At 71.9% G+C, this 13,308-nt stretch carries 10 protein-coding genes; 3 read left to right on the top strand and 7 right to left on the bottom strand.

Translation table 11 applies throughout. The features are described from left to right. Position 1 precedes the first annotated feature (1 nt). From H4696_RS04060 to H4696_RS04035, 6 genes are read right to left on the bottom strand one after another with little or no spacing between them, the layout of a single operon-like run. Entirely contained in the window at positions 2 to 1,963 is a 1,962-nt protein-coding gene (locus H4696_RS04060) for a beta-galactosidase (RefSeq protein ID WP_086863806.1), read from the bottom strand. Continuing rightward, entirely contained in the window at positions 1,963 to 2,886 is a 924-nt protein-coding gene (locus H4696_RS04055) for a dihydrodipicolinate synthase family protein (protein WP_192782056.1), read from the bottom strand. The genes H4696_RS04060 and H4696_RS04055 overlap by 1 nt, the downstream gene beginning before the upstream one ends. Beyond that, on the bottom strand, positions 2,886 to 3,824 hold the full coding sequence (locus H4696_RS04050) for an oligopeptide/dipeptide ABC transporter ATP-binding protein (RefSeq protein WP_086863805.1): 939 nt from the start codon (positions 3,822 to 3,824) through the stop codon (positions 2,886 to 2,888). The genes H4696_RS04055 and H4696_RS04050 overlap by 1 nt, the downstream gene beginning before the upstream one ends. After that, on the bottom strand, positions 3,821 to 5,725 hold the full coding sequence (locus tag H4696_RS04045) for a dipeptide/oligopeptide/nickel ABC transporter permease/ATP-binding protein (RefSeq protein WP_086863804.1): 1,905 nt from the start codon (positions 5,723 to 5,725) through the stop codon (positions 3,821 to 3,823). The genes H4696_RS04050 and H4696_RS04045 overlap by 4 nt, the downstream gene beginning before the upstream one ends. Next, entirely contained in the window at positions 5,722 to 6,681 is a 960-nt protein-coding gene (locus H4696_RS04040) for an ABC transporter permease (protein WP_086863803.1), read from the bottom strand. The genes H4696_RS04045 and H4696_RS04040 overlap by 4 nt, the downstream gene beginning before the upstream one ends. 12 nt (positions 6,682 to 6,693) lie before the next feature. Continuing rightward, entirely contained in the window at positions 6,694 to 8,289 is a 1,596-nt protein-coding gene (locus H4696_RS04035) for an ABC transporter substrate-binding protein (protein WP_086863802.1), read from the bottom strand. A 142-nt stretch (positions 8,290 to 8,431) separates the two neighbouring features. Here H4696_RS04035 and H4696_RS04030 point away from each other — a divergent pair, with 142 nt between their 5' ends. The 3 genes from H4696_RS04030 (at position 8,432) to H4696_RS04020 (ending at position 12,539) form a co-directional block, all read left to right on the top strand. Then, the gene (locus H4696_RS04030) at positions 8,432 to 9,157 is read left to right on the top strand and encodes a FadR/GntR family transcriptional regulator (RefSeq protein WP_086863801.1); all 726 of its coding nucleotides are present in this window, start codon (positions 8,432 to 8,434) and stop codon (positions 9,155 to 9,157) included. A 113-nt stretch (positions 9,158 to 9,270) separates the two neighbouring features. Further along, positions 9,271 to 11,388, top strand: a complete 2,118-nt coding sequence (locus H4696_RS04025; protein WP_192782055.1) for a hypothetical protein — start codon at positions 9,271 to 9,273, stop codon at positions 11,386 to 11,388. 14 nt (positions 11,389 to 11,402) lie between these two features. Further along, entirely contained in the window at positions 11,403 to 12,539 is a 1,137-nt protein-coding gene (locus tag H4696_RS04020) for a S53 family peptidase (protein WP_249027173.1), read from the top strand. 127 nt (positions 12,540 to 12,666) lie between these two features. Here the strand turns inward: H4696_RS04020 and H4696_RS04015 are convergent, their stop codons facing one another. Continuing rightward, a complete protein-coding gene (locus tag H4696_RS04015) occupies positions 12,667 to 13,305 on the bottom strand; it encodes a response regulator transcription factor (protein WP_086863799.1) in 639 nt (212 codons plus the stop codon). Positions 13,306 to 13,308: the final 3 nt, after the last annotated feature.

Here is a 13,308-nt window from a genome sequence, read left to right as displayed (position 1 = left end):
GTCATCCCTTCAGGACGGCGACACCTCGCGGGGCGAGCCGGACCTCGCGCACCGGCCGCGACGGGTCGGTGAGCAGGTCCGGCGCGGCGTGCGGCAGGTCGACGGTGACCGGCTCGGTGCCGTGGTTGAGCAGGAACAGGTAAGCGCTTTCCTCGCCGTGCCGGACGACCGCTTGGACGCCCGCCGGAGCCGTGATCACCGGTGTCACCCCGGCTTCCGCGCACACGCGGCTCAGCACCGGGCCCAGCTCGGGCCGGGTGCCGGCGTACCACGCGACGCCGTTCCCGAAGGCGTGCCGCGTGATCGCGGGCCGCCCGGCGAGGTCACCGGCGGCGAAGGTGGCGACCGCCGCGGCGCCTTCGAGTTCGATCCACTCCGACCAGATCGTGCCGGAATCCGTTGTCCCGTCGGAGAATTCGAGCGCGACCGTTCCGTCCAGGGGCCAGAACTCGTCGACCCGCAGGCCGAGGACGTCCCGCAGCGGCGCCGGGTGCCCGCCGAGGTACGCGCGGTCGCAGCCGTCCACGATTCCGGAAAAGTACGACACCAGCAGGTGCCCGCCGCGGGCGACGTACGCGCGGAGGTTGTCCGCGACCGGCCGCTCCAGCAGGTACAGGTTCGGTACGACGACCAGCTTGTACCGCGAAAGATCACGCGACGGATGGACGACGTCGCAGGTGATGTTGGCGTCGAACAACGGCGCGTAGTGCGCGAGGTGTGTCTCCAGCTGCTCCAGCGACGCCGGGTGCGAGTCGAGTTCCAGGCCCCACCAGCTCGGCCAGTCGTGCAGCAGCGCGACGTCCGCCCGCACGCGCGTCCCGGCCAGCTCCGGCACGCGGGCCAGTTCCCTTCCCAGCGCGGAAGTCTCGCGGAACGTCCGGGTGTCCCGGCCGCCGTGGGGAACCATCGCCGAGTGGAACTTCTCCGCGCCACCGCTGGTCTGCCGCCACTGGAAGAACAGGACGGCGTCGGCGCCCTGCGCGATCGCCTGCCAGCTGCCGAGCCGCATCGCGCCCGGCGGCTTGGGACTGTTGCGGGACCGCCAGTTCACCGCGCTCGGCGCCTGTTCCAGCAGCAGCCACGGCTGGTCCTTCGTGGACCGGACCAGGTCGTAGGCGAACGCGGCTTCGACGTGGGCGCGCGGGTCGTAGGGGTCCGGGTACGAGTCGAGACTGACGACGTCCTCGTGCGGGGTCCACGTGTGCCAGTCCAGGGCTTTCTGCACCAGGCCGACGAAGTTGGTCGTGATCGGGACGTCCGGGGTGACCCGCCGCAGCACGCGCTGCTCGGTCCGGAAGCACTCGAGCAGCGCGTCGGAGGAGAACCGGTGGAAGTCCAGCTGCTGCGCGGGGTTCGGGAACGTCGGGGCCACGCGCGGCGGCAGGATCTCGTCCCACGAAGAGTAGCGCTGGGACCAGAACGTCGTCGTCCACGCGTCGTTGAGCGCCTCTATCGTGCCGTAGCGCTCCTCCAGCCAGCGCCGGAAGTCCGTGGCGGACTCGTCGCAGTAGCACGCCCGGATGTGGCAGCCGAACTCGTTGCCCACGTGCCACATCGCCAGCGCGGGGTGGCCCGCGTACCGGGTGGCCAGCTCGGTCACGAGCCGCGAAGCGTGCGAGCGGTACACCGGGCTGGACGGGCAGAACTGCTGCCGCGCGCCGGGCGACAGCCGGACGCCGTCGGCGCGCACCGGCAGGATCTCCGGGTGCAGCCGGGACAGCCACGGCGGCGGGGACGCGGTCATCGTCGCCAGGCACCCCCCGATCCCGGCGCCGGCCAGCCCGGCCAGCACGTCGTCGAACCAGCCGAAGTCGTACTCCCCCGGCCGCGGCTCGACGGCGGCCCACGAGTAGATCCCCGCGGTCACCATCGTGACGCCCGCTTCGGCCATCAGCTCCAGGTCCTCGCGGCGGACGTCGGCGGGCCAGTGCTCCGGGTTGTAGTCGGCACCGTAGCGGATCATCAGAGCAAGCCCGCTTCGACGAGCTTCTCCTTGATCCGCAACAGCTCTTCGTCGTTCAAGGGCAGCTGCGGCGGCGCCATGACGGCGTTGTCGATGAACCCGCGCAGCTTCATCGCGGCCTTGAACGCGCCGAGCCCGGCCGAGCCGCGGCCCATCCGGCTCGGCGGCGCCACCGACGTGATCGAGAACAGCTTCATCAGGCGTTCCTGCTCGCGGCGGGCCGCGGCGAGATTGCCGGACTTGAAGTGGTCGTGGATCAGCACGTACCCGACCGGGTCGACGTTGCCGAGCCCGGGGACGGCGCCGTCCGCGCCCATCGCCAGCGCCGCGTCCACCACCAGCTCGGACCCGGTGAACACGGCGAAGTCGTCGAGACCGCGGTCGCGCTTGCCGAGCAGCACGGCCCGGAACGCGGCTTCGTCGCCGCTGGAGTCCTTGAGCCCGGCGATGACGCCGTCGGCGGCGAGGTCGAGCACCAGGCCGCCGTCGAGCTTCGTGTGCACCGCGACCGGGATGTCGTAGGCGACGATCGGCAGCGCCGTGCGTTCGTGCAGCAAGCGGAAGTGCCGGTCGATCTCGGCGACGTGCGTGCGCGTGTAGTAGGGCGCGGTGACCACGACGGCGTCGGCCCCGGCGGCTTCGGCGGCGCGGATGTGCTCGGCGACCCGCAACGTCGTCATGTCGATACAGCCGGCGAGCACCGGGACGCGGCCGGCGACCTGGTCGACCGTCGTCTCGACGACGACGCGGCGCTGCGCGTCGGGCAGGAAGGCGACCTCGCTGGAGGAGCCGAGGACGAAGACGCCGTGGACGCCGGCGTCGAGCTGGACCTCGACGTGGCGCCGCAGCGACTCGGTGTCCACGCTGAAGTCGTCGGTGAACGGCGTGCACAGCGGCGGGACGATTCCGGCGAACTTCGGCATCAGGCGCTCACTCCGGTAGGGGTCTCGGGATGGATGCAGCGGTAGGTGTGGCCACCGTCGGCCGCGGCGAGCGGCGGCAGCTCGGCTGCGCACTCGTCGGTGGCCTTCGGGCAGCGGGTGCGGAACGGGCACCCGCTGGGCGGGCGGGTCGCCGACGGCACCGGGCCGGTGAGCACGATCGGCTCGACCGGGTGCAGCAGGCTGGGCGTCGCGGAGAACAGCGCCCGCGTGTAGGGGTGGCGGGCCTCGGCCCCGACCGGCGCTTCCTCGACGATCCGGCCGAGGTACATCGTGACGATCCGGTCGCTCATCTTCGCCACGGTCTGGATGTCGTGGGAGACGAACACCATCGCCAGGTCCAGCTGTTCGCGCAGGTCGAGCAGCAGGTTGAGGATCTGGGCGCGGACCGAGACGTCGAGCGCGGACGTCGGTTCGTCGGCCACCAGCAGCGCCGGCCGCAGCGCCAGGGCACGCGCGATGGCGACGCGCTGCCGCTGGCCGCCGGACAGCTGCCCCGGCACGGCGTCGGCGACGCTGGACGGCAGGCCGACCAGCCCCATCAGCTCGCGGACGCGCGCGTCGCGCTCGGCCGGCGTGCCGACGCGGTGGACGTCGAGGGGGTCGCGGATGATCTTGGCGACGGCGAGCCGCCGGTTCAGCGCGGTGGCCGGGTCCTGGAACACCATGCCGACCTCGCGCCCGGACTCCAACGGCTTCCCGCGGAACCGGACGGTCCCGGCGGTCGGCCGCTGGAGCCCGACGATCACCTTGGCCAGCGTCGACTTCCCGCAACCGGACTCGCCGACGACGCCGACCGTCTCGCCCGGGTTCACCACGAGGTGGGCGTCGGTCAGGGCGTAGACGTGCTGGTGGCCGAACAGGCCGCGGCCGCGGATCTTGTGGACGACGTGGACGCCGTCGACCTCCAGGAGGTTCACGCCGTCGCCTCCTTCTCGCGCGCGGTGTCGACCGCCGGGAAGTGGCAGGCGACGAGGTGGGCCACCGGCTCCCCGAAGCGGACCGGCGGCTCTTCGTGGCACTTGGCCCGCGCGGCCGGGCAGCGGTCGGCGAACCGGCAGCCGGCCGGGAACTCCGCCGGGGCCGGGACGACGCCCTTGATCTGCGTGAGCCGGGCTTCGTTCTCCTCCAGCGACAGCACCGCGCTGAGCAGGCCGCGCGTGTAGTGGTGCCGGGGCGAGCCGACGACCTCGGCGGTGGCGCCCAGCTCGGCGACCTGCCCGCCGTACATGACGACGACGCGGTCGGCGATCTCGGACACCAGCGCCAGGTCGTGCGAAACGAGGATGAGCGCGAAGCCGAGTTCCTCCTGCAGCCGCAGCAGCAGCGCCATGATCTGCGCCTGCACGGTGACGTCGAGCGCGGTGGTCGGTTCGTCGGCGACGATCAGCTTCGGGTCGCGCGAAAGCGCCATCGCGATCAGCACCCGCTGGCGCTGGCCGCCGGACAGCTCGTGCGGGTACGCCCGCAGGGTCCGTTCCGGGTCCAGGTTGACCAGTTCCAGCAGCTCGGCCGGGGTGCGCGTGCCGCCGCGGCGGGTGAACTGCTTGAGCTGGGCGCGGATGGTCATCGCCGGGTTGAGCGAGCTGAGCGCGTCCTGGTAGATCATCGCGATGTCGTGGCCGAGGTACCGCCGTCGTTCGCCCGCCCGCACGGCGAGCAGGTCGCGCTGCGCGAAGCGGATCTGGCCGGACACCCGCGCCGCCGCCGGCTGGAGGCCGAGGATCGACAACGCCGTGAGCGTCTTGCCGCAGCCGGATTCGCCGATCAGGCCGAGGACCTCGCCGGCGCGGACGCTGAACGAGACGCCGTCGACGACGTCGACACCTTCGTGGCGGCCGGGGAAGGCGATCCGGAGCCGGTCGACTTCCAGGACCGTTTCGCGGTGGTCGAGGGACCGGGCGGTGCGGGCGAGCCGCTCCCCCGCTTCGCGCAGGCCGGCGATCGGCAGCACGGGCGCGGTATCGGCGTCGTCGCGGGCTTCGACGGCCTTCGCGACTTCGGCCGCCTTGACCGCGCGGGCCGAGGGCGCGGCCCAGGCGTCCGAGATGCGCTCGGACAGGATGTTGAGCGCCAGCACGGTGATCAGGATCAGCAGGCCGGGGAACAGCGTCGCCCACCAGCCGCCGGTCAGCACCAGGTCCTTGCCGTCGGCGAGCACCGAGCCCCACGACGGGTCCGGCGGCTGGATGCCGGCGCCGATGAACGACAGCGACGCCTCGAACACGATCGCGTCGGCCACCGTGACCGTGCAGTAGACGAGCACCGGCGCGGCGCAGTTGATCGCCACGTGCCGGGTCAGCACGAAGAACCGCTTCGCCCCGATGACGCGTTCGGCCGCGACGTAGTCCTCGCCGTACTGGGCCAGCACGTTCGCCCGGATCACGCGGGCGACCGGTGGCATGTTGAGGAACCCGATGGCCAGGATCAGCACGAGTATCCCGTGGCCGAACACCGCGACCAGGACGGCCGCCAGCGCGATGCCCGGGAACGCCATGATGACGTCCAGGACGCGCATGATCACCGCGTCCACCCGGCGGTGCGAGGTCGCCGCGAACGCCCCGATCACCGCCCCCGACACGAGCGCGAGCGCCACCGCCCCCAGGCCGATGGCGAGCGACCAGCGCGTGCCGGCGACCAGCCGGGAGAAGATGTCGCGGCCGGAGGTGTCGGTGCCGAACCAGTGCGCGCCGCTCGGGCCGCCGGTGTCGGTGCTCAGCGCGTCCGGGCTGTGCGTGGCGACGAGCGTGCCGAGCACGGCGACCAGCAGGAGGACGCCGAGGATCGCGAGTGCGGGCCAGCCCCCGCGCAGCCGCTTCACGCGTGGCTCCGCAGGCGCGGGTTCGCGATCAGGTACAGGACGTCGACGATCAGGTTGACCAGGACGAACCCGATCGCGATCGTGATCACGAAGCCCTGCACCTTGGCGGTGTCGCCGTCGGTGACGGCCTGGATCATGTTCTGCCCCATCCCCGGCAGCGCGAACATCGTCTCGATGACGACGGCGCCGCCCAGCAGGTAGCCGACCCGCAGGCCGAGCACGGTGAGCGGGGTGACGAGCGCGTTGCGCAGCACGTTGCGCCCGATAACCACCACCGGCGGCAGGCCGCCGCCGCGCGCGGTGCGGACGTAGTCCTTGTCCAGTTCCTCGACCATGGACGTCCGGATCACCCGGGTCAGCTGGGCGGCCACCGGCAGCGCGAGGGAGATCGCGGGCAGCGCCAGCGAATTCAGCCAGCCGCCGAAGGAGTCGGCCGGGCTGACGTAGCCGCTGGTCGGGAACAGGCCCTGGCCGACGGCGAGCCACTGCACCAGCAGCAGCGCCACCCAGAACGCCGGCGCGGCGACCCCGGCCAGGGTGACCACGCGGATCACCTTGTCCGGCCAGCGGTCGCGGAACAGCGCCGACGTCACGCCGAGCACGAGCGCCGTCACCAGCGCGATGACCAGGCCGAGCAGGGTGAGCTGGACGGTCAGCGGCAGCGCGGTGGCGATGGTCTCGCCGACCGGCTGCTTGGTGATCACGCTGGTGCCGAAGTCGCCTTGCACCAGGTGCCAGACGAAGTGGACGTACTGCAGCGGCAGCGGGTCCAGCAGCCCGTTCTCGAGCCGGAACTGCTGGAGCTGCTCGGCGGTGGCGTTCGCGCCGTCGAACGCGGCCAGCGCCGGGTCGACCGGCGCGAACCGCATCACGACGAAGACGAACAGGATCACGCCGAGCAGCAGCGGGATGAGGGCGAGGATGCGGCTCAGCAGCATCCGCACGACGACGGCCACGGGTGTCCCCTCCTAGACCGGCTTGGCCTGGTTGAGGTAGATGCCCGGGTAGCCCTGGGCGCGCACGCCGCTGATCGCCTTCGGGTCCCACGCCGTGCCGAGCTGGGTGAACACGACCGGGTAGAGCACGGCCTGCTCGGAGATCCGGTCGAGGAGCTGCTTGGTGAGCGCGGTCCGCTTGCCTTCGTCGGGTTCCGCCGCGGCCTGGTCCTGCAGCGCTTGCAGGGATTGCGCGTCGGGACCGGTGAAGCGGGCGTACTTGGCCGTGAGGATCGACTTGGCGTCGTAGTAGTAGCGGATCAGCAGGTCGGGGTCGTTGCCGAACTGCAGCGGGTTGTTGGTCGTCGCGACGACCTGGAAGTCGGTGCCCGCGTCGAGCTTGGAGAACAGCGCCTTGGTGTCCTGGGAGTCCAAAGTGGTCCGGACGCCGATCGCGTCCCAGCCCTCCTTGATCACCTTGACGCAGTCGGCGACCAGCGAAGTGTTCGTCGTGGACAGCGTCACCGCGAGGTCGCTGACGCCCGCCTGCCGCAGCAGCTCTTTCGCCTTCTCGGGGTTGTACGCGAAGTCGTGCGCCGCCGGTTGCGAAGACGGGAGCTTCGGGTTGATGAACGACGTCGCCGGCGTCCCGGCGCCCTTCAGCCCGATCTCGACCATCTTCTTCTTGTCTATCGCGTAGTGCAGCGCCTGCCGGACGAGGTTCTTGTCGAACGGCGCGTGCGCGGTGTTGAAGAGCAGGAAGAGGTTGTTGCCGCCGTCGGCGAACTCGACCGTGCGGCCGGCCTTGCGGAGCTGGTCGGCGTTGGCGGCCGGGATGTTCTCGGCGATCTGCGCGTCCGGCTTCGCGCCCGAGATCGCGGCGACGCGCGGGGCCGCGTCCACAATAGACTTCCACAGCATCTTGTCGTACGCGGCCGGCCGGGGACCGTTGTAGGCGGCGAACTTCTCGAAACTGGTGTGGCTGAGCGGGGCCTGCTCGACGACCCGGTACGGGCCGGAGCCGACGACCTTGCCGCCCTTGGCGTCGTCCCACTTCCCCTCGAAGACGTGCTTCGGCATGATCTTGCAGCACTGGATCCGCTGCAGGGCGTACGGGAACGGGAACTTCAGCACGAACTCGACCGAGCGGTCGCCGGTCTTGCGGACTTCCTTCAGCCAGGTGGAGAAGAAGCTGTGGATCAGCACGTTCTCCTTCTCGTCGAGCGCCCGCGCGTAGGTGAAGACGACGTCGTCGGCGGTGACCGGCTGCCCGTCGTGCCACTGGGCGCCGTCTCTCAGGTCGAACTTCAGGCTGGTGCCGGTGGCGCCGGGCAGTGCCTTGGCCAGCCCCGGGAACGGCGCGCGGGTGACCGGGTCACCCTCCACAAGCGACTCGTAGCAGTGCAGGATCGCGGCCATCGAGAACGCGGACGCGGTCTGCAGCGGGTCCCACGTCTGGTTGTTGCCGTAGCCGATGACGGCGGTCAGCGAGCCCGCCGAAGCACCGGTCTTGTTGGTGGACGCCGGGCCGCCGCACGCGGCGAGCACGGTGGGGAACGCCAAGGCCGCCCCGGCGAAGGTGCTGTAGCGCAGCAACTGGCGGCGGCTGAGCGACGGGCTCTGGGACATCGCTGTCTCCTGCGGGCCTCGAACGGTAGGACGTGGGACGTCCTATGACCGGCGTGAGCCTAGGATGGGTTCGCGTGCCGGTCAAGAGGCCTGGACGTATGACGTAGGATGTCCTCTCACGACGCATCCGGGGAGGACAGCAGTGGCCCGTCCGCAGCGCAGCGAAGAGATCACCAAGCGCATCATCGACCTGATCGTCGAGCGGGAGCTCCCGCCGGGGGCGCCCATGCCCACCGAGCTGAGCCTGATGGAGGACATCGGCGTCAGCCGCAACTCGATCCGCGAGGCGATCAAGGCCCTGCAGGCGCTCGGCATCGTCGAGATCCGCCACGGCTACGGCACGTTCGTCGGATCGGCCGGATCGGAGTCACTGCAGACGTGGCTGCTGTTCCGCACCCGCGCGCGCGGCGCCACCGACGTCGGGCGGCTGCGCGACCTCCTGGAGGTGCGGGAGATGCTCGAGACCGAGCTGACCCGCCGCGTCGCCACCGACCACCGGCCCGAGCTGGTCGACGAACTGCAGGCGTGCGTCACGCGGATGAAGCGCAAGGGCCCGGACGCCGCCGAGGCCGACCGCGAGTTCCACGACCTGATCTGCGCCGAGGCCGGGTTCGACCTCGCCCGCGAGCTCACCGGGTTGTTCTGGGACGTCTACCGGATCGCCGAAAGCGAGCTCGGCGGACCGGCCGCGTCCCCGACCGCCACCGCGAAACGGCACCAGGCGATCGTCGACGCGCTCGTGCTGCGCGACGCCGACGCCGCCGCCGAAGCGGTGCACCGGCACTTCGACGAGGTCCGCAAGCGCGCGAAAGCGGGCCCGTACGGCGGTTTCGGCGTCGCACGGCCGGTGCCGGCGGTCCGGTCCTGACTGTGCGTCGTTGAGCCGATCGAGGTAATTCACGCCAAGATCGAGAACCGGTCTCAACGACCCGGACCACTGGCTCGTCGGTAGTGGTGATCAACCACCACACGGAGGTGCCAGTGCGAAGAACTTTGTCCGTCCTGGGGGTCGCGCTCGCCGGGCTCGTGGGACTCGCTCCCCCACCGGCCGGCGCCGCGGCACCCTCGACGTCCGCCACCTTGATCACCGGCGAGCGCGTCAGCGTCCGGACCACCGCCGACGGCCGGTCCCTGTTCGACGTCCGGCCGGCCGCCGGGAAGGGCATGGCGCGGACGCTCGTGCACCTGCGGCTCGGCGACCGCGACTACGAGGTCCCCGGCACCGCGCTCCCCTACCTCGGGCGCGGGCTGGACCTGAGCCTGTTCGACGTCGGCGCGCTGCTGGCCGGCGCGCCGCTGCCCGCCGACCCGGCGACGTTCGGGCCCGCGCTGGCGAAGCAGTTCAAAGAGGACAACGCGCGCGGGCACTTCGGCGGGCAAGGACTCTTTGCCGGCGGCGCGAGCTTCGCCCTCCCCGGGGCCCGCCCGGCCGTCCAGCCGCGCTCGGTGATGCGCACGGTCTCGGTCGACGCCACCGACATCGCCGGCCGGCCGGCCGACACCGGCGTCGCGTTCCTCTACAACACCGACGACGGGAACCTGCTCGACCCGAACGAGAGCGTCAACTACTTCTCGGGCGGCACGGCGAAGTTCAGCGCCCCGGACGGCAACTACAGCGCGCTCGGCCTGTTCTGGACGGCCGACGCCGACGGCAACCCGACGGAGGTGCGGTTCAGCGCGCAGCCCGAGTTCGCGGTCAAAGCGGACAAGACCGTCCGCGTCGACGCTTCCCGCGCGTCGAGCAAGCTGACGTGGGTGACGCCGCGGCCGGCACTGCTCGACGACACCGGGTTCCTGTTCCGCCGCGCGGCCAAGACAGGGCCGGCCCTGCTCGTCGACTTCGACGCCGGGCCCGGGGTGCCGATCGCGGTGTCGCCGACGGCCGTCCCGGTGAAGACGGGCGCGCTGCAGACGTACCCGTACAGCAGGCTGGTGTCCCCGCCGGGACCGGGCACGCCGTACGAATACGTGCTGCAGAAGGCCAGCACCGGCACGATTCCGCAGCAGCGGTACGTGATCACGGCGAAGGACGTCGCCGCGGTCGAGTCGACCTACTTCAGCGAGTACTCGTCGCTGGGGTTGCGGCAGCGCAGCGGGATGTTCTCGTTCGAGGACGTCAGCGGCCGCGTCTCGCACCCGATCCAGCTGCCGCGCAAGCAGGTCGAGTACGTCTCGGCGGCGCCGGACCTGCGCTGGTTCGGCGGGTTCTCGAAGTACGTGCTGCCCGGGCCGTTCCCCGGCTGGGCCGGCGGCCAGTACGAGCCGTTCCACGCCTACCGGGGCGGGTCGGCGGTCACCGAGGAATGGAACAAGTTCCCGCTGCACCCGGCGGGCGAGGTCGCACTGCTGCCGCTGGACGACGGCAGCGCGCCGGTGGCGCCGGCCGCGACGAGGGCCGGAGACCTGCTGCGGCTGTCGATCACGCCGTTCAGCGACAACCAGCCGGGGCACACCGGTCTGGGCTTTTACGGCGAGGCTAGGGACACCATCACCGGGCACTACGCGCTGACGCAGGACGGCACCACGATCGCCGAGGGCAGCCCGGTCGGGAACACCGAGCTCACCCTGGAGCAGCCGGTGGCGGCCGGGCCGTCGACCCTCGGGCTGACGGTCGACGCCGGGCGCACCGGGCCGATGTACCACCAGAGCACCGCGACCCACACCGAGTGGACGTGGAAGTCCCAGCACGTCGAGGGCGCGCAGCTCCCGGCGGCGCTGGTCTGCCTGCGGCTGCGGGGTGGCGTCGACCGGTCGTGCGCGGTCGAGCCGATGCTGACCCTCGGGTACGCCGTCGGCGGGCTGCGGCCCGACGGCTCCACGGTGTCCGGGCCGCAGAGCCTCGACCTGAGCGTGGGGCACCTGCAGCAGAGCACGGCTTCGCCGGTCACGGCGGCGACCGTGCAGTACTCGCTCGACGGCACGACCTGGCTCGATGCGCCGGTCACCGCCCGCGGCGGCGGGGTCTTCCACGCGGACTTCGCCGCGGTCACGGAGGCCTTCCGCGGCACAGACGTCTCGCTGCGCGTGACGGCGTCCGACGCCGCCGGGGCGACCGTGGCCGAGACGATCACCGCCGCCTACCACGTCTACGCCGTCTGACAGGGGAGTCCACTGTGTACAGATCACTGATCGGCGTGCTGAGCGCCGTCCTGGTCGTCGCGTTCGCTCCGGCCGCGACCGCCGCTCCGGCACCGCGCGCGGCTTGTCCCGAGCAGCCCGGGGTGGCGCGCTGCCTCACCACGTACACCCCGGGTGCGGTCCGCGCCCTGGCCGACGGGCCGGCCGGCTGGGGTGCCGACGACCTGGCGTCAGCGTACGGTCTCCCGGCCACTCCGGGCCCGGAAACGGTCGTCGGTATCTCGATCGCCTACGACGCCCCGAACCTGGATGCCGACCTCGCGGCGTACCGGGCGCAGTACGGCCTCCCGCCGTGCACGACGGCCAACGGCTGCTTCCGCAAGGTCAACCAGCAGGGGCTTTCCGCACCGCTGCCCGAGGCGTCCTTCGGCTGGGCGTTGGAGTCCACTTTGGACGTCTCGATGGTGTCGGCGGCGTGCCCGTCGTGCCGGCTGGTGGTCGTCGAAGGGAACTCGCCGGGCTTCGCCGACTTGGCGGAGACGGAGGACACGGCGGTCCGCCTGGGCGCTTCGGTGGTGTCGAACAGCTACGGCGCCCGTGAAGGCGGTGCGCCGCTGGCGTTCGCGAGCCACTACCAGCACCCGGGCGTGGCGGTGGTGGCGTCCTCGGGTGACGCGGGCTTCACGGCGGCGAGCTACCCGGCGGTCCTGGCGACGACGATCGCGGTCGGCGGGACGTCACTGGCCCGCGACCCGTCGACGGCCCGCGGCTGGACGGAATCGGCTTGGCAGTACGGCGGCAGCGGCTGCTCGGCGTACATCGCGAAGCCGTCGTGGCAGAAGGACACCCACTGCGGCAAGCGAACGGTGGCCGACGTCGCCGCCGCGGCGGACGAGATCGCGATCCACTACGCGGACGCGGGCGGCTGGCTCCCGGTGAACGGCACCAGCGCGTCGGCGCCGTTCATCGCGGGGCTGATCGGCCGGTCGGGGCACGTTCCGGCGCCGTCGGGCTTGTACGCGAACGCGTCCCGGTTCACGGACATCACGACGGGCCACAACGACCCGGCGGGCGCGGGGAAGAAGTGCGGCGGCGACTACCTGTGTGTCGCGGGCCCGGGCTATGACGCCCCGACAGGCGTCGGAACCCCGATCGGCCTAGACGGCTTCTAACCCACCCTCGCGTTCCGCGCCACCCCGGTCCCCAACACCCCAATGTGGCGTTGGGTGCGTCTGACGCACCCAACGCCACATTGGGGCGCTACCCGCGCCGCCGTTCGCCGGGCCCGAGTCAGGCGAGTCAGCCCGGCCGGCACAATCCCCGTTCGTAGGCCACCAGCCCGGCCTGCGTGCGGTGCGCGCACCCGAGCTTCCGCACCACCCGGGTCACGCACTCCCGCACCACCGGTTCCGGCAGCCCCAGCTTCGCCGCGATCTCCGCGTTGGTCAGCGCCGACCCGACCCCGATCAGCACCTCGCGCTCCCGCGACGACAGCCGATCGACCTGGGCCAGCCGTTCGTCTCGCGGGCCCGACAGCCGGGTCGCCGCCGAAACCCAGCGGCGGGAGGCGTCCGGGGACAGGACGACGTGGCCGTCCGCGGCCAGGCGGACCACCTTCAGCAGCTCGTTCCGCCGTGCCGACCGCAGCACGAACCCCGCCGCACCGTCCCGCAGCGCCCGCAGGATCGCCGTGTCGGAATCGAACGTCGCCAGCACCAGCACCGCCGGGCGGCGGGCGACCGGCCCGAGCGGGCCGAGGCGCAGGTCGAGCAGCACCACGTCCGGCAGCCGGCGGCGGAGGGTCGTCCGGGCCGCCGTCGCGTCACCGACCGCGGCGATCACCTCGACGCCGTCCGCCTCGGCGAGCAGGGCGGCCAGGCGGGCGCGGACCGTCTCGTCACGCTCGGCCACCAGGACCCGGACCGGTGGCGCGAGCACGGC

This window comes from Amycolatopsis lexingtonensis, from assembly GCF_014873755.1.
In the GTDB taxonomy this organism is placed as follows: Bacteria; Actinomycetota; Actinomycetes; order Mycobacteriales; family Pseudonocardiaceae; genus Amycolatopsis; species Amycolatopsis lexingtonensis.
This window is presented reverse-complemented; position numbering and strand designations above follow the sequence as displayed.

What these genes read in the sequence shown, in the direction of transcription:
- H4696_RS04060 (WP_086863806.1), bottom strand. Translation starts at nt 1,963, where the DNA reads ATGATCCGCTACGGTGCCGACTACAACCCGGAGCACTGGCCCGCCGAC.
- H4696_RS04055 (WP_192782056.1), bottom strand. Translation starts at nt 2,886, where the DNA reads ATGCCGAAGTTCGCCGGAATCGTCCCGCCGCTGTGCACGCCGTTCACC.
- H4696_RS04035 (WP_086863802.1), bottom strand. Translation starts at nt 8,289, where the DNA reads ATGTCCCAGAGCCCGTCGCTCAGCCGCCGCCAGTTGCTGCGCTACAGC.